General features: G+C 66.6%; 28 protein-coding genes. 23 read left to right on the forward strand and 5 right to left on the reverse strand.

Annotation, left to right across the window (positions count from 1 at the left end; translation table 11 throughout):
• Positions 1–77: 77 nt before the first annotated feature.
• Genes VFW45_02965 through VFW45_02990 form a run of 6 tightly spaced genes read left to right on the forward strand, consistent with a single transcriptional unit; the run spans position 78 to position 5,481 of the window.
• Complete coding sequence (locus VFW45_02965) at positions 78–533, forward strand: transcriptional repressor (protein ID HEU5179724.1); 456 nt, start codon at positions 78–80, stop codon at positions 531–533.
• Positions 530–1,585 carry an FAD:protein FMN transferase gene (locus tag VFW45_02970; protein ID HEU5179725.1) on the forward strand — a complete coding sequence of 352 codons (1,056 nt, stop codon included), beginning with the start codon at positions 530–532 and terminating at the stop codon, positions 1,583–1,585. The genes VFW45_02965 and VFW45_02970 overlap by 4 nt, the downstream gene beginning before the upstream one ends.
• Complete coding sequence (locus tag VFW45_02975) at positions 1,569–2,999, forward strand: hypothetical protein (protein HEU5179726.1); 1,431 nt, start codon at positions 1,569–1,571, stop codon at positions 2,997–2,999. The genes VFW45_02970 and VFW45_02975 overlap by 17 nt, the downstream gene beginning before the upstream one ends.
• Positions 2,974–3,549, forward strand: coding sequence for an FMN-binding protein (locus tag VFW45_02980; GenBank protein HEU5179727.1), 576 nt, complete (start codon positions 2,974–2,976; stop codon positions 3,547–3,549). The genes VFW45_02975 and VFW45_02980 overlap by 26 nt, the downstream gene beginning before the upstream one ends.
• Positions 3,546–4,043, forward strand: coding sequence for a hypothetical protein (locus VFW45_02985; GenBank protein ID HEU5179728.1), 498 nt, complete (start codon positions 3,546–3,548; stop codon positions 4,041–4,043). Before VFW45_02980 ends, VFW45_02985 begins: the two co-directional genes overlap by 4 nt.
• 55 nt (positions 4,044–4,098) lie before the next feature.
• Entirely contained in the window at positions 4,099–5,481 is a 1,383-nt protein-coding gene (locus VFW45_02990) for a tetratricopeptide repeat protein (GenBank protein HEU5179729.1), read from the forward strand.
• Between the two features lie 57 nt (positions 5,482–5,538).
• Here the strand turns inward: VFW45_02990 and VFW45_02995 are convergent, their stop codons facing one another.
• Positions 5,539–6,123 (reverse strand): SIS domain-containing protein, encoded by a 585-nt coding sequence (locus VFW45_02995; protein HEU5179730.1) that lies wholly within the window; start codon positions 6,121–6,123, stop codon positions 5,539–5,541.
• A gap of 39 nt (positions 6,124–6,162) precedes the next feature.
• The gene (gene pgeF / locus VFW45_03000; protein ID HEU5179731.1) at positions 6,163–6,855 is read right to left on the reverse strand and encodes a peptidoglycan editing factor PgeF; all 693 of its coding nucleotides are present in this window, start codon (positions 6,853–6,855) and stop codon (positions 6,163–6,165) included.
• A gap of 275 nt (positions 6,856–7,130) precedes the next feature.
• On the opposite strand from pgeF, the gene yajC reads away from it, so the two are divergent.
• The 5 genes from yajC to VFW45_03025 all read left to right on the forward strand — a co-directional run bounded on the left by yajC (position 7,131) and on the right by VFW45_03025 (position 12,925).
• On the forward strand, positions 7,131–7,454 hold the full coding sequence (yajC, locus tag VFW45_03005) for a preprotein translocase subunit YajC (GenBank protein HEU5179732.1): 324 nt from the start codon (positions 7,131–7,133) through the stop codon (positions 7,452–7,454).
• A gap of 4 nt (positions 7,455–7,458) precedes the next feature.
• A complete protein-coding gene (secD, locus tag VFW45_03010; protein HEU5179733.1) occupies positions 7,459–9,048 on the forward strand; it encodes a protein translocase subunit SecD in 1,590 nt (529 codons plus the stop codon).
• Between the two features lie 19 nt (positions 9,049–9,067).
• Entirely contained in the window at positions 9,068–10,255 is a 1,188-nt protein-coding gene (gene secF / locus VFW45_03015) for a protein translocase subunit SecF (protein HEU5179734.1), read from the forward strand.
• A 110-nt stretch (positions 10,256–10,365) separates the two neighbouring features.
• Entirely contained in the window at positions 10,366–12,513 is a 2,148-nt protein-coding gene (locus VFW45_03020; GenBank protein HEU5179735.1) for a bifunctional (p)ppGpp synthetase/guanosine-3',5'-bis(diphosphate) 3'-pyrophosphohydrolase, read from the forward strand.
• Between the two features lie 25 nt (positions 12,514–12,538).
• Positions 12,539–12,925: a RidA family protein gene (locus VFW45_03025; protein ID HEU5179736.1), complete on the forward strand. Its 387-nt coding sequence runs from the start codon at positions 12,539–12,541 to the stop codon at positions 12,923–12,925.
• A gap of 169 nt (positions 12,926–13,094) precedes the next feature.
• Here VFW45_03025 and rpmB read toward each other — a convergent pair whose 3' ends face one another.
• On the reverse strand, positions 13,095–13,289 hold the full coding sequence (rpmB, locus tag VFW45_03030) for a 50S ribosomal protein L28 (GenBank protein HEU5179737.1): 195 nt from the start codon (positions 13,287–13,289) through the stop codon (positions 13,095–13,097).
• Between the two features lie 341 nt (positions 13,290–13,630).
• Between rpmB and pilM the strand changes: the two genes are divergently transcribed.
• The 12 genes from pilM (at position 13,631) to VFW45_03090 (ending at position 24,142) form a co-directional block, all read left to right on the forward strand.
• On the forward strand, positions 13,631–14,695 hold the full coding sequence (gene pilM, locus VFW45_03035; GenBank protein HEU5179738.1) for a type IV pilus assembly protein PilM: 1,065 nt from the start codon (positions 13,631–13,633) through the stop codon (positions 14,693–14,695).
• Complete coding sequence (locus VFW45_03040) at positions 14,692–15,288, forward strand: PilN domain-containing protein (GenBank protein ID HEU5179739.1); 597 nt, start codon at positions 14,692–14,694, stop codon at positions 15,286–15,288. Before pilM ends, VFW45_03040 begins: the two co-directional genes overlap by 4 nt.
• A 17-nt stretch (positions 15,289–15,305) precedes the next feature.
• Positions 15,306–15,893, forward strand: coding sequence for a type 4a pilus biogenesis protein PilO (pilO, locus tag VFW45_03045; protein HEU5179740.1), 588 nt, complete (start codon positions 15,306–15,308; stop codon positions 15,891–15,893).
• On the forward strand, positions 15,890–16,450 hold the full coding sequence (locus tag VFW45_03050) for a hypothetical protein (protein ID HEU5179741.1): 561 nt from the start codon (positions 15,890–15,892) through the stop codon (positions 16,448–16,450). The genes pilO and VFW45_03050 overlap by 4 nt, the downstream gene beginning before the upstream one ends.
• On the forward strand, positions 16,447–18,954 hold the full coding sequence (gene pilQ / locus VFW45_03055) for a type IV pilus secretin PilQ (GenBank protein ID HEU5179742.1): 2,508 nt from the start codon (positions 16,447–16,449) through the stop codon (positions 18,952–18,954). Before VFW45_03050 ends, pilQ begins: the two co-directional genes overlap by 4 nt.
• A 20-nt stretch (positions 18,955–18,974) precedes the next feature.
• Positions 18,975–19,610, forward strand: coding sequence for a thrombospondin type 3 repeat-containing protein (locus VFW45_03060; GenBank protein ID HEU5179743.1), 636 nt, complete (start codon positions 18,975–18,977; stop codon positions 19,608–19,610).
• Positions 19,611–19,804: 194 nt separating this feature from the next.
• The gene (locus VFW45_03065; GenBank protein ID HEU5179744.1) at positions 19,805–20,518 is read left to right on the forward strand and encodes a tetratricopeptide repeat protein; all 714 of its coding nucleotides are present in this window, start codon (positions 19,805–19,807) and stop codon (positions 20,516–20,518) included.
• Position 20,519: 1 nt separating this feature from the next.
• Positions 20,520–20,876, forward strand: coding sequence for a roadblock/LC7 domain-containing protein (locus tag VFW45_03070; GenBank protein HEU5179745.1), 357 nt, complete (start codon positions 20,520–20,522; stop codon positions 20,874–20,876).
• 108 nt (positions 20,877–20,984) lie between these two features.
• Positions 20,985–21,467 (forward strand): acetyl-CoA carboxylase biotin carboxyl carrier protein, encoded by a 483-nt coding sequence (accB, locus tag VFW45_03075; GenBank protein HEU5179746.1) that lies wholly within the window; start codon positions 20,985–20,987, stop codon positions 21,465–21,467.
• 8 nt (positions 21,468–21,475) lie between these two features.
• Positions 21,476–22,840 (forward strand): acetyl-CoA carboxylase biotin carboxylase subunit, encoded by a 1,365-nt coding sequence (accC, locus tag VFW45_03080; GenBank protein ID HEU5179747.1) that lies wholly within the window; start codon positions 21,476–21,478, stop codon positions 22,838–22,840.
• A 14-nt stretch (positions 22,841–22,854) separates the two neighbouring features.
• Entirely contained in the window at positions 22,855–23,379 is a 525-nt protein-coding gene (locus tag VFW45_03085) for a shikimate kinase (protein ID HEU5179748.1), read from the forward strand.
• Entirely contained in the window at positions 23,348–24,142 is a 795-nt protein-coding gene (locus VFW45_03090; protein HEU5179749.1) for a metallophosphoesterase family protein, read from the forward strand. Before VFW45_03085 ends, VFW45_03090 begins: the two co-directional genes overlap by 32 nt.
• 10 nt (positions 24,143–24,152) lie before the next feature.
• Here the strand turns inward: VFW45_03090 and VFW45_03095 are convergent, their stop codons facing one another.
• Together VFW45_03095 and VFW45_03100 are read right to left on the reverse strand one after the other, a co-directional pair.
• The gene (locus VFW45_03095) at positions 24,153–25,286 is read right to left on the reverse strand and encodes a hypothetical protein (GenBank protein HEU5179750.1); all 1,134 of its coding nucleotides are present in this window, start codon (positions 25,284–25,286) and stop codon (positions 24,153–24,155) included.
• Positions 25,283–26,431, reverse strand: coding sequence for a glycosyltransferase family 87 protein (locus VFW45_03100; GenBank protein ID HEU5179751.1), 1,149 nt, complete (start codon positions 26,429–26,431; stop codon positions 25,283–25,285). The genes VFW45_03095 and VFW45_03100 overlap by 4 nt, the downstream gene beginning before the upstream one ends.
• Between the last annotated feature and the right edge of the window lie 17 nt (positions 26,432–26,448).

A 26,448-nucleotide genomic window follows, 5' to 3' on the forward strand; every position in this document is an offset into this window, starting at 1 on the left:
GTTTGACCCGTCCCGCGGGATGCGCTAGAGTCCCGCCCATTATTGAGACTGAGTCGCAATCTCCGATGGAGGCAGGGATGCCCCGGCAGAGCGTGGTCAACCGGTTTCTCGAAGGAGGCGGGCTCCGGAGCACGGCGGGACGCCGCGCGATCCTGCGCGAAATCGCCGCGCGATCGCTCGGACGGTTCTCGGCGGACGACCTGATGGAGCGCTTTCGCGGCCGGGGCGTCTCCGTGTCGCGCGCCACCGTCTACCGCACGCTCGACCAGCTGGTGCGCTGCGACCTGCTCGTCCGGCTCGCCCTGGGCCAGAAGCATGCGGTCTACGAGCGGCGCAGCGACAATCGCAGTCCGATCCATTTCTGCTGCGTCCGCTGCGGACACTCCGCCGAGCTGTGCAGCCCGGCGCTGGAGAAGCTCCTGGGCCGCCTCTGCCGGCGGAAGGGATTCACGGCCGAGCGCCGGGGAGTCCAGCTCCTGGGCGTGTGCGTGCGCTGCGGGAAGCTTCCCCCGGATCGCGGGCGGAAGCGATGAGGCGCCCGGGGATGCCGCCGGGACTCTGCGCGCTGGTGCTTCTCGCGGCCGCCTGGCCCGCGGCGGCGAAGGACCACGCCGCCGAGCCCTCGGCCAGGATGGTGCGGGCCCGCTACCTGATGGGAACGGTGTTCCGCTTCGAAGCGCCCGCGGGACGCGACGCTGCTGCCACCGCCGCGGCCCTGGAGGCGGCGCTCGACGAGGTGGGGCGCTGGGAGAGGATCCTGAGCAACTGGGACCGGAAGAGCGAGGTCTCCCGCCTCAACGCGAGGGCCGGGATGGGTAACGCGGAAGTGTCGGAGGATCTGCTGCAGGCGGTGAGCGTGGCGCTGCACTGGGCCGGCGCGACCGGCGGCGCCTTCGATCCGACGGTCGAGCCGCTGACCAGAGTCTTTCGCGGACAGCCTGCGGCCGTCTCGGTCCCTTCCACGAAGGCCCGACCGCGCTGGAGCGCGGTGGAGGTCGATGCGACGCGACGCTGGGTCTCAATCCCCACGGGCTCGGGCCTCGATTTCGGCGGCATCGGCAAGGGGATCGCGCTCGACCAGGCGGCGGCGCTGCTGCGCGGGCGGGGCATCAGCGCCGCCTTGCTCGACGCCGGTGGGCAGCTGCTGGCGCTGGGGGCTCCTCCGGGCGAGAAGGGCTGGCGCATCGGAGTTTCCGATCCCCAGCGCCGCGATCAATCAATCGTCACCCTGGTCCTGAAGAACGCCTCGGCCGCCACCAGCGGCAACGCCGAGCGCCCGGGGGAAGTCCTGGATCCGGAGTCGGGGCTTCCCATCGCGGGCAGCGGCAGCGCCACCGCCGTGGCCGCGCGGGCCACGTCGGCCGATGCCCTCTCCACCGCTCTTTTCGTCATGGGTACGCAACGCGGCCTCGAATACGCCCGCGCGCGGCACGATCTCATCGCTGTTTTCGTCCAGCCTCGGTCACCTTCCCGAGGAGTCGCTCCGGTGGTGGCGAACCTGCCGGGAGACCCGGAGAGCACCCTGTTCGTCATTGTGGGTCCCGAGGACCCCGCCGATGGGAGGCTGCGTGTCGAAGCTCGCTAAATTTGCCGCAGGCATCGTTTTGATGGGAGGTCTTCTGGAGGCGGTCCCGCTCGCCGCCGCGGCCGCGCCGGGCCCCGCTCCGAAGAGCGTCGCGGCGGAGGCCGCTGCCGACAGCGAGGCGCGCCTGAAGGAGCTGGAACGAAGAATTCGCGAGCTCGAGGCGCAGCTGGCGGCGCTGCGAGGCGCGGCGGGCGGCGAGCAGGCCGACCGAATCGCACGTCTGGAGGAGCAGATCGACGCGCTGAGCCGGGAGATCGAGCACCTCAAGATCGGCGAGGCCGCGGCGCCCATCGCGCAGGAGCCGGTTCACGGACTGGGGCCGGCCGCTTCCAAGATCTACAAGGTGCGTGAAGGAGTGTCGGTGGGAGGCTACGGCGAGCTGACCTACACCGACGCGGCCGGCCGGATGGACTCGGGCGATCCTTCCGGAGCCGACGATACGCTGGACCTCCTGCGCGCGGTCCTCTATTTCGGGTACAAATGGAACGATCGGATCCTCTTCAACTCCGAGATCGAGTTCGAGCATGCCACCACGGGGGAGGGGGATGAGGAAAAGGGTGAGGTGTCGGTCGAGTTCGCCTACGTCGACTTCCTCTGGAAGAAAGCCCTGAATGCCCGGGCCGGGCTGCTGCTCCTCCCGATGGGGATCCTCAACGAGATGCACGAGCCGACGACTTTCCACGGAGTCCTGCGCCCCCGCGTCGAGACGGTAATCCTGCCGTCCACCTGGCGGGAGAACGGCGCGGGCGTCTACGGGGAAACCGACTATCTCGCCTACCGGGCCTATTTGGTCGCCGGCCTCGACGCGCTGGGATTCTCGGCCGACGAGGGGATACGCGAAGGAAGGCAGGGCGGGTCGCAATCGCTGGCGAACGATTTCGCCCTGACGGCGCGTCTGGACCTGACACGAGTCCCGGGGCTCGTGGCCGGAGTCTCCGCCTTCTCCGGCGCGGCGGCGCAGGGACAGCTCGATGCGCGGGCGCGGACCACGGTTTACGATCTGCATGCCCTGTACGAAAAGCGCGGCTTCCAGGCCCGCGGAGTCTGGGCGCGGGGGTCGATCGACGATGTCGAGGAGATCGATCAGGCCCTGACGATCGCTCCCGGCTCGACGGAGTCGGTCGGGGAGAAGCAGAAGGGGTGGTATCTGGAAGGGGCTTACGACCTGCTGTCCGTCAAGGACGGCGCGCGGCAGTCGCTTTCGCTGTTTCTGCGGCACGAGGCGCTCGACACTCAGGACGGCGTCCCGGCCGGATTCCTGGAGGATCCTTCGCTGGATCAGCGGATCTGGACAGCCGGCATAACCTGGAAGCCGATTCCGCAGGTGGCGCTCAAAGCGGACGTGCAGGATGTCGATGATTCAGCCGGGACGGGAGTGGATGGGTTCCATGTCGGATTGGGCTGGATCTTCTAGCGGGCCTGCGAAGCTGCTGGGGACTGCGGTGCTTGCCGCCGCCGTTCTCCTGGCCGCGCCCCCCCGGGCGGAGGCCAAGGTCTACCTGACGCAGGAGGAGGCGCTGCGCTCCGCCTTCCCTCCTCCCGCGCAGGTCGAGCGACGGACCCTCTATCTCAGCGAGGCCGACACCCTCAAGATCGCCAAGGAGGCAGGATCGCCTCTCGGCGGCAGCGTCTTCTCCTATTACGTGGGGAAGCGCGGTTCCGAGATCGCAGGGTACGCCTGGTTCGACACGCACATCGTGAGGACCCTGCCGGAGACGATCATGGTGCTGCTGCGTCCCGACGGCCGCATCCAGCGAATCGACATCCTCTCCTTCGCCGAGCCCGAAGATTACTTCGCCAAGGAGCCCTGGCGCGCGCAGTTCTCGGGCAAGGATCTGGATGGGGATCTGGCGCTGCGGCGCGGCATCCGGGGGCTCACCGGCGCCTCGCTGACGGCGGAGGCGATTACCGCCGCCTGCCGGCGGGTCCTCGCCCTGCACCGCTTCGCCGGGTCGAAGCGGTGATCGGCCGTTCCGAGAAAATTCTCCTGCTGGCCGCGAGCCTGGCCACCGGGGTGAGCGGGCTGGTGTACGGCTGGATGCGGCACTTCGCCCGCAGCCAGGATCCCTTTTCGGTGGTGTCGCACCCCTGGCAGCCGCAGGTCGCGGCGCTGCACATCCTGGCCGCGCCGGTGCTGGTCTTCGGCCTCGGTCTGATAACGCGCGATCACATCATCGGACGATTCCGCGACCCGCGTGCCCGTCGCGGCAGGAAGACGGGAATTGTCGCCGCCGCGTTGCTGATTCCGATGGTGGCTTCGGGCTACGTACTGCAAGCTCTGGGCTCCCAGGCGTGGCGCGACGCCACCGGCTGGCTGCACCTCGGACTGGGCTTCCTGTACCTCCTACTGCTGGCCGCCCATCTGCGATTCTCGTCGCCGGGTGCGGCTTCTCCGGCGCGCGGAGCCCGGGAAGGGGCGGCAATCCCGGGGGGCCGGCGGCGATTGAAGAGACGGTAGAATCCCGTATAATCAGGGCGGGTCGCAGGCAGTCGACCTGGAGGGAGTAGGACAAATGAAGGACAAAGGCAGGATGTTGTTTCGCGCGATCGCCGTGGCGCTCAGCCTGGCGGTGCTGGCGCCCGGAGCATGGAAGGCGGCGCAGGCGGGTGACACCACCAAGGTGAGCGGGACGGTGACCGATGCGTCGGGTAAGCCGCTGGAGAAAGTGGAGATCTGGTTCGAGAACGCCAAGATCGCGGGCAAGCGGGTCGGACCGGTGAAGACCAGCAAGAAGGGGAAGTACATCTACCCCTACCTCGACGTCGGCATCGAGCCGGAGTGGCGCGTCATCCCCAAGCTGGAGGGATATCTCGTCTTGAGGATGAACTGGAAGCTGATCGACTCGCAGCGCAACGATCGCGGCTCCAACACCGACACCATCCTCAACGCCAAGCAGGAAATCCCCTCCCTTCACCCCGTCCTGGTGGGGGACAGCGGCGTGAACGAGGTCAACTTCGTCATGGTCAAGGAGGCGGAGTTCAACAACGCCGTCCGCCAGGCGGTCACCGGAAAGCATGGTGGCTCGGCGGCACCGGCGGCAGCGACCGGGACGGCCCCAGAAGCTGCGGCCGCCGGCGCGCCGGCAGCCGCGGGAGCTGCGGCTCCTGCGCCCGCCGCGGCTCCCCCCACGAGCAGCCACACGGTGACCGAGGCGGTGGATCTGATCAAGGCGGGCAAGAACGAAGAGGCCATTCCGATTCTCAAGGAATTCTTGGAGAAAAGCCCCGAGAACGCCCCGATCCAGTTCACTCTCGGCAAGGCTTACATCAATGCCAAGCAGTACGACGCCGCGGTGGCACCGCTGCAGAAAAGCCTGCAGCTGAAGCCCGACCAGCCCGGCGCCCACTTTTATCTGGGCATCGCCTACTCGCAAATGGGCCAGGACGCAGACGCGCTCAAGGAGTTCGAGGCGGAGATCCCGATCTCGCCGGAGCAGGATTCGGCATACTCCAACGCCGCGTCTCTCTACGACAAAGCCGGAAACACCGATAAGGCGCTGGAGTACTACAAGAAGGCGGTCGAGATCGCCCCGCAGCGGCCCGAGCTGCATGCCAGCCTTGCCAACATCTACGAGAAGAAGGGAGACAAGGCTTCCGCCCAGGCGGAATACAAGGCGCTCGCCGACGCCGATCCGGGCCGCGCGGCGGTGACCTGGTACAACGTGGGCGCCATCGCCAAGAACGGGGACAAGAACGACGAGGCGGTCAAGGCGTTCCAGAAGGCGATCGAGCTGGATCCCTCCTACGCCATCGCCCACCGGGAGCTCGGCTACGCCCTGGTCAAGCAAGGTGATTTCAAGGGGGCCGTCGCCCAATTCACCAAGTATCTCGAGCTGGCACCTAAGGCGGCCGATGCCGGCGAGATCAAGGTGATGGCGAAGCAGTTGAGCCAGTAGAAAGCGGAGTTTTGCGGGAAGGCAAGCCCCGGGGCGCTCGCCCCGGGGCTTTTCGTTTCAGGGAGCGATACCGCCGCGCGGGTAGAGCCGTTCCTCGATCGCCTCGCAGTAGAGATGGCCGGCGAAGAGGTGCACCTCCTGGATCCGGGCCGTCACGCTCGACTCGACGATCAGCGCGCAATCCGCCAGGGAAGCGGCCTTGCCGCCGTCCCTTCCCAGGAAGGCGACGGTCGCCAGGTCCAGGCGGCGTGCCGCCTCGAGGCCTCTCAGGATGCTGGGGGAGTTGCCGGAGGTGGAGAGCGCCAACGCCACGTCGCCGGCGCGACCCAGCGCCTCGATCTGGCGGGCGAAGACCCGATCGTACGACGAATCATTCGCGATGCTGGTGAGCGACGAGCCGTCGGTGCTCAGGGCAATCCCCGCCAACGCCGGCCGGTCCCGCATCATCCGGTTGATCAGCTCCGCCGCGAAGTGCTGCGCCTCGGCGGCGCTCCCGCCGTTGCCGAAGAAGAGGACCTTGCCGCCACGCGCCAGAGAATCCGCGGCCTCCGCTGCCGCCCCCAGAAGCGCCGTCTCGTAGCGCGCCAGGAACGTTCGCAGGGTCGCGTCCAGCTCCGCAGCTTGTGCATCGAATCGCGCCACCGAGACCTCCCGCGCCGGCGCGCCCGGCGCCCGATCCGCTCAGGCCTCCGGCGAGGAGGCCACGAAAGTGAGGATGCGCCCGGTCCTCTCGCCGTCGCGCCGATAGGAAGGAAACAATCCCGCCAGGCAGCGGGTGCACAACTCGGCGGAGCGGATGTTCTCGGGATTCACGCCCGCCTCCGCCAGGTCGCTCCGGTTCGCTTCCGAAAGATTGAGGAATCCTCCTTCACCGTCCGGACGCAGCAGCCGATCCACCCGATGCCCCGCCTCCCGGAACTGCTCGATCACCTCGCGCCCCACGCGGTAGCAGCAGCTGCCGATCGCCGGCCCGATCATGGCGCGCAGGCTGGCGGCAGAGCTGCCGTAGAGGCGGCGCATGGTGTCGACGCCGGAGTGCGCGATGTGCGAGCGCGTGCCGCGCCAGCCGGCGTGCAGCACCGTCGCGGCGGGACAGAGAGGATCGAAAAGGACGATGGGGACGCAGTCGGCCGAAGCGACCGCCAGCACGACGCCGCGGCGCTCGCTGGTGAGCCCGTCCCCTATCCGGCGCCGCTCGGCGGTCTCACCGGGTAGGACCGGGACAATCTCCGTTTCATGCCGCTGCTCGAGCCGGAAGACCGGGTGGTCGCTCCAGCCCAAGAGCTCCAGCACGCCGCGCATCTCGCCGCCGGCCCGCCGCGTCGTGAAGCCGGCGCGCCAGCCGGAGGGTCCGGGAAATCCCGGCACTTCCATCCAGAGCGGTCCTGAAGGGGGGGTGGACGCGGAGGATGTCAACCTTCTCGTATCTCCCAGGCGACGGCTCCGCGAGGCACGAGCGCAGCAGCCGCCGCGAGTCTAGGCGAGACGCGCTTCGAGGTCAATGCGAGATCGCCCCGGTTGCCTTGACAAACCTGGGCGCTTCGGGCAACCTATCGCTTCAATTCGGGCACCGGCCACCGTTCTCCTCGGGATACCGGCGGGAACGGTTCTGTTTTGTTCAGGCGTTTCTAATCGCGGGATAACGCGCAGTGACCCTCTCTCTCGTCGCGTTGTTCGTCACGCCGCCGTCCCAGGGACAGGCAGGCTCCAACCTGCTGCTGCAGTTCCTTCCCCTGGCCCTGATCTTCGTGATCTTCTACTTCCTGCTGATTCGCCCCGCCCGCGCCAAGCAGAAGGCGATGCAGACGATGCTCGACGCCCTGAAGCCGGGGGATCGCGTCGTCACCACCGCCGGCATGCACGGGACGGTCGTGGCGCTGCAGGACGACATCGTCCAGATCCGTATCGCCGAGAACGTCAAGGTGGATTTCTCCAAGAGCGCCGTCGTTTCCGTCGTCGGAAAGAGGGAGTGATCGTATGCCGCTGAAATGGCGCTGGGCCATCATTGCCGCCGTAACCCTCGCAGCTCTAATCCTCTGTTATCCCATTCAAGAAAAAATCAAGCTCGGGCTGGACCTCAAGGGAGGCGTCCATCTCGTCATGCGGGTGAAGACCGACGACGCGGTGAAGGCCTCCACCGACCTGGACCTCGAAGTGCTGCGCGCCGAGCTGACCAAGCGCGGCGTGACTCCCGAGACCATGGAGGTCACCGCCCCGGGACGCATGCACCTGAAGGGGGTCGATTCGGCGAAGGTATCGGCTTTCCAGGACCTTGCGTCCACGCAATTCTCCGCCTACACCGCCTCCTCGCACGGCGGCGGGGAGTTCGATCTGGCGATGAAGCCGGCGCGCGTGCGCGAAATCCGCGAATCGTCGTTGCGCCAGGCGCTGGAGACCATCCGCAGCCGCATCGACAAGTTCGGGGTGTCGGAGCAGGTCATCCAGCAGGTCGGCTTCGCCGGGGGAGGCGATGAGAGGATCCTGGTCCAGCTGCCGGGGATCCAGAATACCGAGCGCGTCAAGGACCTGATCGGCTCGCCGGCGTATTTGGAATGGAAGCTGGTGAGCATCCCGCCCGGCCTCCGTCCGGAGGAGCTGCAATCCCGCTGTCCGACGACGCAGGCGCAGATCCTGTCGATGTTCGGCGGGACGCTTCCCGCCGACACCGAGCTCTACCCGGCGGAGAAGCAGCCGACGGGGGGAGAAACGGTCTATTGGCCGTGCAAGAAGGCTTCGCCCATCACCGGCAACGACCTGCGCGACTCACGGCGCGACATCGGACGGCTCGGCGACGCCGTCGTGCAGTTCCGGCTCACGGCCGACGCCGGCCAGCGCTTCGAGGATCTGACCCGCGCCAACGAAGGCCAGCTCCTCGCCATTCTCCTCGACAAGAAGGTCATCTCGGCGCCGCGCATCAATGCCACCATTCGGGACACCGGAATCATCGAAGGGAACTTCACCATCGACTCGGCGGAGGATCTGGCGATCAAGCTGCGCTCCGGCGCGCTGCCGGCCGGCATGGAGCTCCTGGAAGAGCGGACGGTCGGCCCGTCGCTGGGCTCCGACTCCATCCGTCAGGGTATCGTGGCGTCGGTGCTCGGGGCGGCCCTGGTCATCGTGTTCATGCTGGTCTACTACCGCCTCGCGGGCATCAATGCGAACCTCGGGCTGAGCCTGCACATCCTGCTCCTGCTGGCGCTGATGGGATACTTCAAGGCCACCCTGACGCTGCCCGGAATCGCCGGCGTCGCCCTGACCATCGGCATGGGCGTCGACGCCAACGTCCTCATCTTCGAGCGCATCCGGGAGGAGCTCCGCCTGGGGAAGACGGTGAAGGCGGCGGTGGCCGGGGGCTTCACCAAGGCCTTCACCACGATCGTGGATTCCAACGTCACCACGCTGATCGCCACCCTGTTCCTGTTCGGCTACGGCACCGGGCCGGTGCGCGGCTTCGCCGTGACGCTGTGCATCGGCATCATCGCCAACCTGTTCGCGGCGATCTTCTTCTCGCGCGCCATCTTCGATTCCTTGCTGACCCTGCGTCGGCCGGAGACCCTGAGCATCTAGGCCTTCATCGGAGAAACACGTGAAGCAGCTCCAGCTCCTGACCAACGCGAATTTCAACATCATGGGGAAGAAATTCCTCTTCATCTCGATCTCGGTGGTGGCGATGGCCGCCAGCCTGGCGGCCCTGGTGACGCGCGGCCTGAACTGGGGGGTCGACTTCCGGGGCGGGACGGAGGTGCGGGTGCGCTTCATGAAGGAGCCTCCGACCGAGACGATCCGCAAGGAGCTGGAGGGGCTCAAGCTGGGGGACGTGAACCTGCAGGCCATCGGCAAGCCGGAGGAAAACGAGCTGATGATCCGGGTCGCCCAGAAGGAGGGCGAGGCGGCGAAGCAGGAAGGCGGCCTGGTCGGCTCGGGCGACGTCTCCCAGCAGGTTCTGAAGGCGCTCTCCTCGGAAAGGGACCGCTCCGAGATCTCCTCCGGGAAAATCGACGTGAACCAGGCGAGCGTCGGCTCGCTGCGCGATTGGCTCGACACGCGCCTTGGGGCCGGGAAATCGGACGAGGCGGAGCGGGCCGCCGAGGCGACCATCGAAGCGCGCAATGCCCGCGGAGGGATGTTCCGATCGCTGGAGGATCTGCGCGGCATCGCCTCGCTGTCGCCCGAGATCCAGACGGCGCTTTCGGAAGGCACCTTCGTCGGCGACGTCGCCGTGCGCAGCATGGAGTACGTCGGGCCGAGCGCCGGGCGGGATCTGGTGCGCAAGGCCACCTGGGCGGTGGTGCTGTCCAACATCGGCATTCTCATCTACATCTGGATTCGCTTCCGGTTCATCTGGGGGATCGCCGGGGTGATTGCACTGGTCCACGACGTGGTCATCGCGCTGGGGGGACTCGCCCTGACGCAGAAGGAGTTCAGCCTGCCGGTGGTGGCCGCCTTGCTGACCATCGTCGGGTACTCCATCAACGACACGGTGGTCGTCTTCGATCGAATCCGGGAGAACCTTCGCCTGCACCGCACCAAGGAATACGAGCTGGTGGTCAATGCCTCGATCAACCAGACTTTCAGCCGGACCATCCTCACCCAGCTCACGGTGCTCATCTGCACCGCGGCGCTCTACCTCTACGGCGGCGACCGCCTGGACGCTCTTTCCTTCACCTTGCTGGTGGGTTTCATCTCCGGGGCCTATTCCTCCATCTTCGTCGCCAGCCCGATCCTCGTCATGCACCAGCGCTGGTGGAATGAAAGGAAGCGCCGGAAAGTCTGACGCGGCAGGTTTGCGGGGGCCGGTTCGCTACGCTATTCTGTTGAGCACACAGCGAATCGTCCCGGGGCCCGCGGCACGGGGCCCGGCTCCCCGCGACGGGATGGGCCGCCTTGATCCGCTTCGAAGACATCCAGGAAGAAGTCGTCTCCTACCTCCCTGACGCGGACCTCGAGTTCCTCCGCCGGGCCTACGTCTTCTCGGCGATGGAGCATCGGGGGCAGGTGCGCTCCTCGGGAGAGCCCTACCTGACGCACGTGCTCGAGGTGGCGCACATCCTGGCGCAGCTGCGCCTCGATCTCACCTGCGTGGTCGCCGGACTCCTGCACGACGTCATCGAGGACACCCTGACCACCCGCGAGGTGCTGGAGGAGTACTTCGGAAAGGATATCGCCCACCTGGTGGAAGGTCTCAGCAAGATCAGCCGCATCGCCTTCACCTCGCGCGAGGAGGCGCAGGCCGAGAATTTCCGCAAGATGATGCTGGCGATGGTGGACGACATCCGGGTGATCCTGGTGAAGCTGGCGGATCGCCTGCACAACATGCGCACCCTCGAGCACCTGGCGCCGCGGCAGCAGGACCGGATCGCCCGGGAGACGATGGAGATCTACGCCCCCATCGCCAACCGCCTGGGGATGGGGAAGATCAAAAGCGAGCTGGAGGACCTGGCCCTGCCCTATCTCGATCCGGCGGGCTACGCTTCGCTGGTGGGGGCCCTCGAGGAGCGGCGCAAGATCAGCGACGATTTCATCGGGGAGATCCGGGGCACCCTGGAGGCCAAGCTGGCCGAGCAGGGAATCCGCTGCGAGATCACCGGGCGCGTCAAGCACCTGTACAGCATCTACAAGAAGCTCCGCGTCCAGGGGATCGACGTCGGCGAGGTGTACGACTACCTGGCGTTCCGCATCCTGACGCCCACCGTGAAGGACTGCTACGCGGCGCTGGGGACGATCCATTCGATCTGGCGCCCCGTCCCGGGCCGCATCAAGGACTTCATCGCCATGCCGAAGCCGAACATGTATCAGTCGCTGCATACCTCCGTGATGAGCGACAAGGGACAGCCGTTCGAAGTGCAGATCCGCACTCCGGAGATGCACCGCATCGCCGAGGAGGGCATCGCGGCGCACTGGAAGTACAAGGAAGGCAAGAAGGTGAAGGCGGGGGAGGACCCGAACATCCAGTGGCTCCGGCAGATCATGGAATGGCAGCAGGAGATGCGCGACCCGCGCGAGTTCCTCAAGCTGGTGAAGGTCGATCTCTACCCCGAGGAGGTGTATGCCTTCACCCCGCAGGGGCAAGTCAAGAGCTTCCCGCGAGGCGCCACGGCGGTCGATTTCGCCTACTCGATCCACACCGAGGTCGGGCACCATTGCTACGGCGCGCGGGTGAACGGCAAGCTGGTGCCGCTGAAGACCGCCTTGAGCAACGGCGACATCATCGAGATCCTGACCAGCCCGAGCCACCGCCCCAGCCAGGACTGGCTCTCCTTCGTGGTCACCTCGCGCGCCCGCAGCAAGATCCGGCAATGGCTCAATACCGATCGGCGCAGCAGCAGCATCCAGCTGGGCAAGTCGCTGGTGGACCGCGAGCTGAAGCGCTTCCGCATCTCCCAGAAGATCCTGCACGGGGACGGCAAGCTGACGGCGGCCCTTGGAGAGATGGGGTTCCCCACCCTGGACGACTACTTCGCGGCGGTCGGTTACGGCAAGGTCTCGGTGCGCCAGCTGGTCAGCCGCCTGGTTCCCGAGACCGAGCTGCGCGAGCCTTCCGAGTCGAAGATCACCACGGCCGTGAAGAAGGTCCTGGGCTTCGGCCCGGCCTCGGTGAAGGTGCGCGGGCTCGACGACGTCATGGTCTATCTGGCCAAGTGCTGCGGCCCCATCCGCGGGGAGCCGATCGTCGGTTACATCACCCGCGGCAAGGGAGTGTCGGTCCATTCGCAGAAATGCCCCAACGTGGAGCGCCTTCTCTACGATCCGGAGCGCCGCATCGAGGTGAGCTGGGCGGGAGACAAGGAGGCGAAGTTCCAGGTGCGGCTCAATATTGTCTCCGAGGATCGACAGGGGGTGCTGGCACGCGTCACTTCGGCGATCGCGGAGGAGGAATCCAACATCACCGATGTAAGCGCCCGGACCTTCGAAGGGCAGAAGGGTCAGATCATCCTGACCCTGGACATCTCGGATCTCGGACACCTGGAGCGCATCGTGCAGCGCCTCAAGGGGATCCGGGGAGTGCACCACGTTGAGCGCCAGGTCGGCTAAATCCGACGGAAAGGAGCGAGGCGAAATGACCTCCAAGCGAGTGATTCGGACGGATGCCGCGCCCGCCGCCATCGGGCCCTACTCGCAGGCCATCGTGGCAGGGGACCTGGTTTTCGTGTCGGGGCAGATTCCGCTGGATCCCTCCACCGGCGAGGTGGTTCCGGGAGGCGTGGAGGATCAGGTGAGGAGGATCCTGGACAACCTGGGGGCCATCCTGAAGGCGGCCGGCTCCGGAATGGATCGAGTGGTTCGCACCACGGTCTTCATGGCCGATCTGAAGGAGTTCCCGCGAATGAACGAGATCTACCGGGGCTATTTCCCGTCCGACCCGCCCGCCCGGTCCACGGTCGAGGTCTCGGCCCTGCCCAAAGGGGTGCGGGTGGAGATCGACGCCATCGCGATGGTGGAATGACGACTCGTGTTGCGCACCAGAAATCGAGTTAGCACCGAGGCCGTCGAGCCGCCCGGATCGCAAGGCGCGTCGAAGCGCCGCGTACCCAGGCGGTACGTAAGCGAGACGCAACGCAGCGAGGCGGGATGGATCGACGGTCGAATGTAACGCGATTTCTGGTACGCGACACCTAGGAAACGGCTTTGGCCACGGCCCCGGAGCGCAGGCAGCGCGTGCAAATTCTCAGTCTCTTGCGCGCCCCGTTCCAGGCCACGCGCACCCGCTGCAGATTGGGCTGCCACACACGCTGGGAGACGTTGTGGGCATGACTGATCTGGTTGCCGTAACGCGGCCCCTTGCCGCAGATTTCACAAACCCGGGCCATCGAACCTCTCCTTCGCCAATTCAATAAGGGCGGGAACTCTAGCACGACCGGCGCCGCCGGATCAAGCTCCCGCCCGCTACGCTCCCGCCGTCAAAAAGGCATCGGCGGCTATCTCGGGCCGGTCCAATCGTGGCCTGCGCGCGCCGGCGGAGCCCATCCCAAGTCCATCAGATGTAACAGCTTAGATACATATTCAAATCTGAAAAGGCAGCGATTAATTTCGTGACAGCTAACCTTGCAAACGCATTGCGTTGACCTATATTGACTTCCCGTGGAGCGGCGGAAAACTGCGGCCCGCTGCGGGGACGGAGCCACAACCCTTTGTAAGAAGGAGAGATGGGGTGTTCTTCTCAAGGAGCAAGAACCTGGTGGGCCTGGACATCGGCTCCAGCAGCGTCAAGGTCGTCGAGCTCAAGGACCTGGGGAAGGGCAAAGGCTACCAGCTGATCCACGCCTCCCTGGAGCCCCTCTCCCCCGAGGCCATCGTGGACGGCGCCATCATGGACTCCGGGCTGGTCGTGGAGGCGGTGCAGCGCTGCTTCGCGGCGCGCAACATCAAGAACCAGGAATGCGCCATCGCCCTGTCGGGGCACTCGGTGATCATCAAGCGGATCTCGCTGCCGGTCATGAGCGAGGAGGAGCTGGCCGAGAGCATCCAGTGGGAGGCCGAGCAGTACATCCCCTTCGACGTCGAGGACGTGAACATCGCCTACCAGATTCTGAAAGGGGCGAACCTGGCGGGCGACGGCAACATGGATGTCCTGCTGGTGGCGGCCAAGAAGGACAAGATCAACGACTACACGGCGGTCGTCGGACAGGCGGGGCGGAGCGCCTCGCTGGTCGACGTCGACGTCTTCGCCCTGCAGAACGCCTTCGAGATGAATTATGAGGTCGACTCCGGCCAGACCTGCGCATTGGCGAACCTCGGGGCCACGGTGACCAACGTCTCGGTCCTGAAGGGCAGCTCCTCGATCTTCTGGCGCGACATCTCGATCGGGGGCAACCAGTACAACGACGCCATCCGCAAGGAGCTCAACCTGAGCTTCGAGCAGAGCGAGCGGGTCAAGCGCGGGGAGGACGTGGAGGGGGCGAGCTCCGAGGCGGTCGCCCCGATCCTGAGCTCCGTGAACGACTACATGGGCGCGGAGATCCAGAAGACCCTCGACTTCTTCAAGAACACCACCCCCGGAGAGAGCATCGACCACATCTATGTCTCCGGCGGCGCTTCGCGCGTGCCCGGCCTGATCGAATCTCTGGGCGAGCGCTTCGGAATTCCCGTGGAGCGGATGGATCCCTTCCGCCGCGTCACCGTGGCGCGCGATCTTCCCTCCGACACGGTGGAGGAGCTCTCCTCCTGCGCGGCCGTGGCCGTGGGACTCGCCAGCAGAAAGGTGGGCGACCGATGATCCATATCAACCTTCTCGCCGAAGCGAAGCCGACCAAGACCAGGACCCTCAAGCCGGGCCTGCAGATGCCCGGCAACGTCCCGCAGAACCTCCTCATGATCGCGCTCGTGGCCCTCAGCTTCGTGTTCGTCAGCTGGAAGTGGTACAGCCTGCGCGCGGAGCACGTCGATCTGGCCGACCGCATCGTGAAGGCGGAGAAGGAGAAGGCTCGGCTGGACGAGATCATCAAGAAGGGCGACATGTACAAGGCCCAGCGCGACCTGCTCAACAAGAAGATCACGCTGATCACGCAGCTCAAGAAGAACCAGAGCGGTCCGGTCCATCTCCTCGACGAGATCAGCCGCAAGCTCCCCGATTTCCTCTGGCTGGACTCCATGAGCGGCACGGCCAACAACGTGACGATTGCCGGGAAGGCCACCACCTACAACGCGGTCTCGAACTTCTATAACAACCTCACCGGGTCCAAGTTCTTCGACCAGGTGGTCCTGGGGCCCATCGCGCAGACGCCCCAGGGGATCACCTTTTCCCTGACCTGCAAGTTCCTGCCCTCGGCGGTGCCCGCCGAGGGGGATCAGGCCAGCGCGGGCCTCTAGAGCCTCTGGGGTAAACCATGGCAATGGACTTCAAAAACCTTCCGTTCTGGGGCCAGGTGACGATGGTCGGGGCCCTCTGCGCGGGGCTCATCTGCGTGGGGTACTGGGCCTATCCCAACTTCAGCCAGATGAAGCAGCAGAATCTCGCGGATGCCAAGCGGCTGGAAGATCTGCAGGCCGACATCCGCCGCGGCGCCGCCATCGAGGCGAAGCTGCCCGAGTTCGAGAAGGAGATCGCCAACCTCCAGAGGAAGCTGGACGACCTGCTCCAGATCCTGCCCACGGAGCCCGAGACGGGCGAGCTGCTGAAGTGGGTCAAGAACCTCACGGATCAGTCCAACCTGGACCTGCAGCGCTTCGATCCGGGCGCCCTGAAGCCGGTCGAGTTCTACCGGGAGTTCCCGATCAACATGGAGGTGACGGGGGACTACCACGACCTGGGCGTGTTCTTCGATCGGATCAGCAAGTACTCGCGCATCATCAACGTCGACAACGTGCAGATCGGCACCAATTCCTCCGGGAAGGGGACCATCCACTCCACCTTCACCGCCACGACCTTCGTGTACGACGACAAAGCCGCGAAATCGCAGGGGGGCCAGCCATGAACCGCCGACACCGACTCCTCCAGGCGCTGGCTGTCGGCGCGGCGCTGGCTCTTGCCTCTGCCGGGGCGCATGCCGCGGATGCGAACGCGGCGAAGGCCTCCTCCGAGGGCACCGCCACCGCCGAGGCCGACCAGAAGAAGGATGAGCAGAGCACCAAGACCATCGAGAAGATCATCGAGGAGAGCGAGAGCGTCCTGGCGGGACGGGGATTCACCTACGACCCGGCCGGCCGGCGCGACCCGTTCCGCTCCCTGGTGGAGCAGACGAAGGCCGATCGCGGCCCGCGGCCCAAGGGGATCGCCGGCATGCTCATCTCCGAGGTGGACCTGGTGGGCATCGTACAGAAGGGCAAGGACAATCTCGCCTTCTTCAACGGCAGCGACAACAAAGGCTATTTCCTGAGGGTCGGCGATCAGCTCTACGACGGGCGGATCATCCAGATCAACCGGGCCACCGGCCAGGTGGTGTTCCGCCAGGAGATCAACGACCCCCGGTCCATCAAGCCCTACCGAGACATCACGAAGAGGCTCTATTCCGCGGAGGAGGAAAAGTTATGAGTTCCTGGAGGATTGCCGCGCTGCTGGCGCTGCTGGCGGCGATGGCGGGTTGCGCGGGCACTCCGCCGGCCAGCGAGCCCGCTAATCAAGCCGCACCGACGCCGGCGTCGGTGACCATCGGATCGGTGGAGCAGGCGTCGCACGACGGGGAGACCCGCGTCACCCTGAAGGGCAATTTCCCGTTCAGCTACACGTCCTACGAGCCGGACGCGTCCTCCATGGTGCTGGAACTCCTCGACGTGGATGCGACCCCGATTGCCGGATTGACCTCGATCGACAGCCCCGAGGTCGAGAGCCTCGAGACGACCATCAAGGGAGAAGGCCAGGAAGGCGGCAAGATCTCGCAGGTCACCTTCCATTTCAAGCGGCCCACCGTGCACCAGCTGCGGACCCAGGGGAACGATCTGGTGCTGGTGTTCCAGCCCGACCCGCTGCGCGCCTCCTTCAAGGAGGGGACGGGCGCCGAGGTGACCTCGGCCTCCGGCGACGCGGCGCCGGCACTGCCCGAGGCGGGCGCGTCCGCCGACAAGCTGTCGGCCGCGCAGAGTGCGGCCCTGGAAGCCGCTCCTGCGGCGAAAGCGCTGCTGGCGGTGGTGGCCAAGGGTCCGGATGCGAAGCGCACGGTGCAGCTGAAGACCGACGGCAAGGTGACCTACAAGGCCTTCGAGCTCAGCAATCCGAGCCGGCTGGTGGTCGATCTCGAAGACGTGATGAGCCGCGTGCCGCCGGCGCAGCGCTCGCTGGCCCCCAAGTCCGATTTCCTGGGGAGGGTCCGGGTGGCGCAGTTCGCCACGGCGCCCCAGAAGATTGCGCGAGTGGTCTTCGACCTGAAGGGTGAGCGCGCCTACGAGATCGTTCCGGGCGCCGATGGGCTGTTGGTCGACTTCAGCGACGCGGTGACGGCGCGCAAGAACGGCTCCGCCCCGGCGACCCTGATCGCGGCGGCCCCCGAGGCCAAGCCGACCGAGCCGGCCTTACCCGCCGGAAAGTCCGAGCCCAAGCAGGCGACGGCGGTCGCGACCCCCAGCGAGCCGCCCACGGATTCCGAGGCGAGCAGCCTGGGCGTCAACCTGGCGGCCCAGACGCCGGAAGCCGAGACCCCGGGATTGACGCCGATCGCCGCTTCGACGACACCCCCCGAGAGAATTGCCGCGGGAGAGGCCCCCGATTCCACCGAGGCGCCATCCACCGACCTGGTTCCGATGAAGGCGGTGCCCCACGAGCGCGTCTCCAAGGTGACCAACATCACCAGCCCGCAGTCCCGCTTCGCGGCCCGCACCATCTCCGACGGCAACCAGAGGTACACGGGGAAGAAGATCTCCCTGAACTTCAAGGACGCCGATCTGAAGGATGTGTTCCGCATTTTCCACGAGATCAGCGGCTACAACATCGTGCTGGATCCCAGCGTCTCCGGGAACGTCACCATCGTCCTGGAGAACGTTCCCGAGGACCAGGCGCTGGACATCATCCTGAAGAACAACGGTCTCGACAAGATCTTCGAGAACAACGTCATCCGCATCGCCAGCACCACGAAGCTGTCGCAGGAAGCGGCGGCCCGCAAGACGCTGCAGGAGGCCAAGGAGCTCGAGGAACAGCCCACGACCTTCACGCGCGCTCTGAGCTACGCGCGCGCCAAGGACGTCGCCCCCATCGTCAAGCGCATCATGTCGAAGCGCGGCGACGTGTCGACCGACGATCGGACCAACACCCTGATCATCTCGGACATCGCGGCCAAGCGCGACCCGATCAGCCGTCTCATCGACTCCCTCGACGAGCAGACCCCGCAGGTGTCGATCGAGGCGCGCATCGTGGAGACCGACCGGCAGTTCGAGCGCGACCTGGGCGTCACCTGGGGAATGAACGCGCGCTTCGACCCCTCGCTGGGGACCCAGACCGGGCTGCAGTTCCCGCACACCGCGGATATCAGCTACGATGTGAACGTCCCGCCGCCGGCCTCGGCCAACACGCTGGGCATCAACTTCGGCAACGTGCTGAACTCGTTCAACCTCAACATGCAGCTGGATGCCTTCGAGCTGAGCGGCGACGTGAAGATCCTGTCGGCGCCGAAGGTCGTGACCCAGAACAACCAGACGGCGGTCATCGAGCAGGGCACCCAGATTCCGATCGTCAACACCACCGCCACGGAGATCAACGTGGAGTTCGTCTCGGCCTCTCTGCGGCTGGAAGTGACCCCGCAGATCACCAAGGAAGGGACCGTGAGCATGCTGGTCAAGGTGGAGAACAACTCGCCGAACTTCGTCAACCGGGTCGGCGACGTTCCGCCCATCAATACCCAGCGCGCCCAGACCCAGATCATGGTGGGCGACGGCGGGACGGCCGTCATCGGCGGAATCTTCAAGGTCAACGACGCCGTGACCGAGACCGGCGTTCCCGGGCTGCGCAAGATCCCCGGGCTGGGCTGGCTCTTCAAGAGCAAGACCATCAACCGGGAGAACGCCGAGCTGCTCATCTTCATCACGCCTAGGATTCTGAAGAAAGTCTAGGCCCAGGAGGAACCCACACCATGTTCGCCGTGAAACGAGACGCAATACGGGCCCTGGTCCTGGCCGCGGTGGCCCTGGGCGCAGTCATCGCCTGCAACAACGTGGCCGACAACCCGGATCACTCCGATTCGGTCATCCAGGTCATGAGCGCGACGCCGGTGTCCTCCGATCCCACGAACGCGGCGGTGAGCGACTCGACCACCATGACGCTCGCGGCCCAGCCGCGCAACCCCGGCGCCACCACCTTCTTCAATGACGTCACGCTGAGCAGCTACACGGTCGGCTACTCGGCGCTTCTCGCGCCGATCAGCGGCGTCATCGGCTCCGGGTTCGTTCCCGCCGGCGGCACCGCGACCCTCAACCTCGTGGTCGTGCCGGGCGCCTCGAAGTTCGGAGGGCTGGCCGGTAATACGATCAACGCGCACATCGAGGTTGAAGGCGAGGACTTCAGCGGTCACGACGTCTCCTTCAGCGCGAACGTCCCCATCACCTTCACCACGACACCCGATACCGACGGCGACGGCGTGCCGGACGCTTCCGACAATTGCCAGCTCGTCTTCAACCCGAGTCAGCTGGATACGTTCCCGGTCGGCGGCAACGGCGTGGGCGACTGCTGCGATCCGACGACCCCGGGCTATCCCGCCTGCAGCCCGTAGGTCGGAAACGAAGTGGCTCCGCATCCGGGGCTCCCGCGCTTTATTCGCGGGGGCCCCTTTGCTTTCGCGGCCTCCAAATGCCTGAGATTCCGCAGTTTGACACCCATGGGAGGCTTTCCTAGAATGACCCCGCCTCAGACAAACCCATGAGAAGCAGACCCATTGCGGCCGGGCGCGAAGGCCGTGGAGCGCGGGTGACCCGAGTCGACGAGCTGAGATCACGCTGGCAGCGCGAGCCTTTCTCCCGCGCCTTCCTGCCGCTGGCGGAAGAGTACCGCCGCCTGGGAAAGCTGGTGGAGGCGGAGCGCGTGGCGCGCGAAGGGCTGCAGCGCCATCCCACCTACCATTCCGCCAAGGTCCTCCTGGGACGCGTGCTGCTGGACCTGGACCGGCTCGAAGAGGCGGCGGCAGAGTTCCGCTCGGTGCTGGAAGCCGAGCCGCGCAACCTGCTGGCGGGCCGGCTCCTGGCGGGCATCCAGCGAAGCCAGGGACGGTGGGCGGAGGCGCTGGAGACGTTTCGCCGGCTGCAGATCTTCTATCCCGACGATCCCGACGTGCGCGCGCAGGTTTACCAGCTGGAGCGCGGTCCGGAGGAGGCCTCCGGAACGCCGACGCCCACCCCGAGCAGCAGCGCGGCTCCGCCGGATGCGCTGGCCACCAACACGCTTGCCGAGATCTACCTCGGGCAGGGGCTGGTGGATCGCGCCGTGGGGGTCTACGAGAACATGCTGCGGGCGGACCCGGACAACCAGGCGCTGCGGCGGCGCCTGCGGGAGATCCAGAAGGGCGGCGCGGTGGCGACGGCCGCGGCGCCGGATGCCCCCAAGTCGGCGGCGCCCCCCGCTGACCCGCGGCAGCGCGTCATCCTGGGCCTGCAGCAATGGTTGATCGGCATCCAAAGGGGATGATATGTTTACCGAAGTTCTGGAAAGACTGATTTCCGGAGTCGACGAGGCGCAAGGGGCGGCGATGATCGGCGTGGACGGCATCCCGATCGCGGAGTTCCGGCTCCGCCCGGGCATCGACCTGGAGAGAATCGCCGCGGAAGTCACCTCCCTGATCAAGGCCGCGGTAGCGACCGGACGGGCGCTGGATCACGGACTGCCGAAGGAGCTGCTGCTCAAATGCCAGGAAGCCCAGACGCTGCTGCGCGCCGTCACTCCGGAGTACTACCTCTGCCTGGTGCTGGATCCCCAGGCGCTGACGGGCCGGGCCCGGTACGAACTCGAGAAAGCCTCCCGCCGCCTGGAGGGAGAGCTCGCCTGATCGCCCCTGGGTCCGGAGTCGCTCCGGACCTTCTCGCTGCACGGCCGTGATCCCCCGCGCCCCGCTTCCGGCGGGGCGCATCCGTTTTGAGGCAGGCGGAGGCCTCCCGTGGACAAGGAAATCAAAGAGCTCATCGATTTCATCTCGCACAGCAATTTCGTCGAGTTCGAGCTGGAGCGCGAAGGCTTCAAGATCAAGCTGGTGAAGGCCGACTCCCGCGCTGTCGCGCCGGCGCTCGCGGCCGCCGCTCCCGCACCCGTGCCTCATCCGGGTGCCGTGGCGTCGGTCGCCCCGGCCGCTCCCGTGGCCGTGCCGGCTCCCGCAGCGGCGGCCAAGTCGGCGCTGCACGAGGTGAAATCGCCTCTGGTGGGGACTTTCTACCGCTCGCCCAGCCCCGAGGCGGCCGCCTTCACCGAGGTGGGCCGCACGGTCAAATCCGGGCAGGTTCTCTGCATCGTCGAAGCCATGAAGCTGATGAACGAGATCGATTCGGACGCCGACGGCGTCGTGGAGGAGATCCTGGTCTCCAACGGACAGCCGGTCGAGTACGGCGAGGTCCTGTTCCGCATCCGTCCCGGATCGGCCGCCTAGGGACCGCCGTGTTCAAGAAGATCCTGATCGCCAATCGCGGCGAGATCGCGCTGCGCATCCTGTGGGCCTGCCGGGAGCTCGGCATCGCCACGGTCGCCGTTCACTCCGAGGCCGACAACGACGCGCTCCATGTCCGCTACGCCGATGAGGACGTCTGCATCGGCCCGCCGCGCAGCTCGGAGAGCTACCTCAACATCAGCAGCGTGATTGCCGCGGCGGAGATCACCGACGCCGACGCGATCCATCCGGGCTACGGATTCCTGGCCGAGAACGCACACTTCGCGGAAGTGTGCGAAGCCTGCAAGATCAAGTTCATCGGCCCATCCCCCGCCGTGATCCGGCAGATGGGCGACAAAGCCAAGGCCCGCGAGCTGATGGAGCGGGCCGGCGTCCCCTGCGTGCCCGGAAGCCGGGGGATCCTCTCGGGCGAAGGCGAAGCCGTCGCCCTGGCCCGCAAGATCGGCTTTCCGGTGATCGTCAAGGCCTCGGCGGGCGGCGGCGGGCGCGGAATGCGCATCGCCCGCAGCGAGGAGGAGCTGAAGACGGCCATCCAGACCGCCATGAACGAGGCCAAGAAGGCGTTCGACGTGGCCGACGTCTACCTCGAGAAGTACATCGAGGATCCGCGCCACGTGGAGTTCCAGATTCTCTCCGACGAGCATGGGAGCGCGGTGCACCTGGGCGAGCGCGAATGCTCGATCCAGCGGCGCCACCAGAAGCTGGTCGAGGAATCGCCCTCCATGGCGCTGACCCCGAAGCTGCGCAAGAAAATGGCCGATGCGGCACTCGCCGGGGCCCGCGCGGTGCGCTACCAGAATGCCGGCACGATCGAATTCCTGCTGGCGCCCGACGGAAAGTTCTACTTCATCGAGATGAACACGCGCATCCAGGTCGAGCACCCGGTGACGGAGATGGTCACCGGAATCGACCTGGTCAAGGAGCAGATCCGGATCGCCGCCGGCGAGCCGCTGGGATACGGCCAGGAGGAGATCGGCTTCCGGGGACACGCCATCGAATGCCGAGTCAACGCCGAGGACGCGGAGAGCTTCATCCCTTCTCCGGGGCGGATCAGCACCTTCAACATGACGGGAGGTCCGGGGGTCCGGGTCGACAGCGCGGCGCACGCCGACTCCGTGATCCCTCCCTACTACGACTCCCTGGTGGCCAAGGTCATCGCGCACGGCAACACCCGGATGGAGTCGGTGTCACGCATGCGCCGGCTGCTCGACCTGATGGTGGTCGAAGGGATCAAGACCACGATTCCGCTGCTGCGGCGCATCATGACGGATCGCGATTTCCTGGAAGGCCGAATCTCCACCCATTATCTGGAGCGACTGCTCGCCGGCGGGCGAGCGGCGGCGGCCGGCTCCTAGCGAGGTTTCCTGCAGTGGCTCTCCCGGCGCCGGCGCAGATCTATCTGGTGGGTTTCATGGGCGCCGGGAAGACGACGGTCGGAGCGGAGCTCGCGGCCCTTTTGGGATGGCGCTTCGCCGATCTGGACGCCGCCATCGTCTCCCGCGAAGGGCTCAGCGTCGACGAGATCTTCCGCTCCGGTGGCGAGCCGCGCTTCCGTGCCGTGGAGCGGGACGTCCTGATTACGCTGACATCGATGCCTTCCCTGGTGGTGGCGACCGGCGGAGGAACCTACGTCGCGGAGGCGAACCGCAGCCTGGTGGAGGCGGCGGGCGTCTCGGTCTGGTTGCAGGTCAGCCTCGCCGAGGCGGTGCGCCGGTGCGCCGGCGGGCCGGCCCGCCCTCTGTGGGGCGCCAGGGCCGACCTGGAGAGCCTGTACCGCTACCGCACCGAATTCTACCGATGCGCCCGGATCGCGGTGGACACCGACGGGGAGACCCCCGCCCGGGTGTCCCGCAGAATCCTAAATGAGATGGAAGGGCTCGGGATCGCGCGCTGACGACCCGGCCGGGAGATCTCCCATTCGTATCCTGATCCTGAGCGACCTTCACGCCAATTGGGAAGCGACGCGCGCCGCGCTGGCGGCGGCGCGGGATCTCGGCTTCGATCGCGCCGCTGTCCTGGGCGATCTGGTCGGCTACGGCGGCAGCCCCGAAGAGGTCGTGCGGGAAGTCCGGGAGCTCGCGCCCGAGGTGGTCATCCGCGGCAACCACGATCGGGTCGTATCGGGGATCGAGGACGGGGAAGACTTCAACTTCCTCGCCATCCAGGCGGCGCTGATGAATCGCCGGCTCCTTTCGGAGGACAGCCTGCGCTACCTCGCCGACCTGCCTTCCGGGCCGTTGCCCCTGCTCGAGGGGTGCATCGTGGTGCACGGCTCGCCACGCGACGAGGACGAGTATGTCGTCGATGTCCCCGAAGCGGCGGAAATCTTCCAGCAGACCGATTTCAACCTCTGCCTTTTCGGGCACACCCACATCCCGTGCGTTTTTCGGCGCAGCGCCTCCGGGACGAGCCGCGTCTTCCCGGCGGCGGATGGAACGCGTGTCGCGCTGCGCCCGGGGGAGCGGCTCCTGCTGAATCCGGGCTCGGTGGGACAGCCGCGCGACGAGGATCCGCGCGCTTCATTCCTCTTGTTGGACGACGAGCGTCGCGAGGCCGTGTTCCACCGGGTCGTCTATCCGATCCAGCAGGCCCAGCTGCGCATCCTCGAAGCCGGAATTCCGCCGCTTCTCGCCCAGAGGCTCGAGCGCGGCGTCTGAGAGAGCCTCTTTATCCCGCCCACCAGCCGCAGGCAAAGAAAGCCATCAGCAGCCCCCCCAACGGACCGGCAAAGGCCAGATAGCCCGCGAGGCGCGAGGGGTTGCGGCTCATCGCCCATCCAGCCCAGGCAAAGAAGGGAAAGGCCACCAGCTCGAGCCGGCCGAAGGACCACAAGGTCGAGCCGAGGGGCAGCAGCACCGCGAGCAGCGCGAAAGTGGCCCAGGATCGCGGCGTGTGGCGCAGGACCGGAAGCAGCAGCGCGAGGAAGCAGAGGGCGAAAGCCAGCTCGAGGATCGAGTTGTGCGCTCCGTGGAGCTGCGGCTTCGACTCCAGAAAGCGGCGGAACGCCTGCCAGGGTCCTGAAAGGGTGCCGCGCCACCGCTGCTGGCGCTCTGCCCAGATCCAGGGATCCCCGAACAGGTGACGGCAAGCCAGGCTGAAGGCGGCGATTCCCGCCGGAAACCCGGCCAGAGCCGCGACCCCTTTCCATCCACCGCGGCGCTCGTGGACATCCCACGCCAGGGCGGGGGCTGCCAGAAAGGCGGTCGGCCGGGAAAGGGCGCAGAAGAAGCCGCACAGCGCCAGCGCCCCCCAGCGGCCGCGCCGCGCCAGCAAGAAGCAGCCCAAGGTGAGCGCCAGGGCTGTCGATTCGGAGTAGATCGCCGACAGGAAGAGCGACAGGGGAAAGGCCAGCAAGGCCCACACGCTGGCGGCTGCCGCATCCTCGCCCATCTCGTCGCGTACCAGCAGGAACAACAAGGAAAGGGCCGCGAGAAGCGAGACATTCGAGACCAGCACCCCCGCCGCCACCAGGCTCCAGCCGCATCTTCCCACCAGGGCGACGAGCGCCGGATAGAGAGGGAAGAAGCCCGTGGTGTCGGCGGGACCGTAACCGGTCGAATAGCCGGAGAGCTGATCGCCGACACGGTAGCCCTGGCGGGCAATCAGCAGGTACCACTCCGCGTCCCAGCGCGCCCAGATTTCGAGCGCCGCCGGCGCCGGCGAGTGAGCGATCAGGTTTCCCGGCATGCGCTCACGGGCGGAGCCGAGAAGAGTGAGCGACATCACGCCCACCAGGACCAGCGCCGAGCGCGTCAGCAGGAAGGGCAGGAGGATGCGCCGGAGCCAGTCGCGCGCGCTCACCGGCTGCCCGAGGCCGCCTCGGCGCGGCGGCGGATCGGGACGTCGCGCAGGCGCTCCACCAGGACCTGCAGCGCAAAGCCGATCGGCACGCAGGCCAGTGTCACCGGAAGCATGAGGAAGCGGTTGCCGTAATGGCTCGTCGCCCACCATCGGTAGGTGCTGAACAGCAGGAACAGGAACTCCGAAATCCCGAGGAAGAGCGCCCCGTCCCACGGATGCTTGCGCAGGAACAGCAGGAACCCGGGGATCGCCAGCAGCAGGATCGGCGAGGTGGTCAGCAATCCGGCCCTCGGGTCGAAGAGCTGACCCGACATCCCCTCGAGCAGGGGCAGATCGAAGAAGCCCTTGTGGGAGACGGTTTGCGCCACGCCGTCCTGCAGCACCAGCGTGCGGTCGTAGCCGGTCACCGTGGCGCCTCCGAACAGGGCCAGATTCAGCAGCATCCACCCCGCCATCCCCGGGACGACCCCGGCCGCCGCCTTGAGCGTCTCGCGTCTCCCCTTTCGGAAGGGTAGAAAGCCCACCACCAGCGCGGCGACGAACAGATTGGTCACCTTCGCCAGGACCGAGACTCCCAGCAGGATACCCCCCGGAAAGGGGTGACGCCTGAGGATCAAGAGGATGCCTCCGAGGACCAGCAGGGTCGACAGGAGGTCGGGAGAATAGTTGTAGACATACTCCCGCAGGAAGCTCGTCCCGAACATGAGCACGACGGCCCCCAGCGCCCATCCGGGCTCCAGGTAGGTTCGCGCGATCGCGTAGACCACCGAGGCCAGCAACAGGATTACGACGACGTTGAACACCAGAAACCCGGGCAGTCCGAACAGGGCGTAGAAGGGGACCGAGAGCACCGGCATCAGCACCGGGTGCTTGGGGAGCCATCGTCCGTCGCGCCCCAGCGCAATCTGTTTCTGATGGACGACAAGGCCCCCTTTAAGCTGGTTGGCGAGATCGAAATCACCATCCTCCCATAGCGACACGGCCGTGGAGGCGTAATAGGGGCAATCGCCGATCAGGAAGGCGCCGGATCGCACCTCGCGGCCCGCGAGGCTGGCGAAGATCCCGACGGCGAAAAGTGCCCCCAGCAGGAGCCAGGCCCGCAGCTCGCGCCCCGTCCGCCCTTCCGCAATGCTCCCGGTTTGCATGTCGTTTCCCCGGTGTT

This window comes from Candidatus Polarisedimenticolia bacterium (assembly GCA_035764505.1).
Taxonomy (GTDB): domain Bacteria; phylum Acidobacteriota; class Polarisedimenticolia; order Gp22-AA2; family AA152; genus AA152.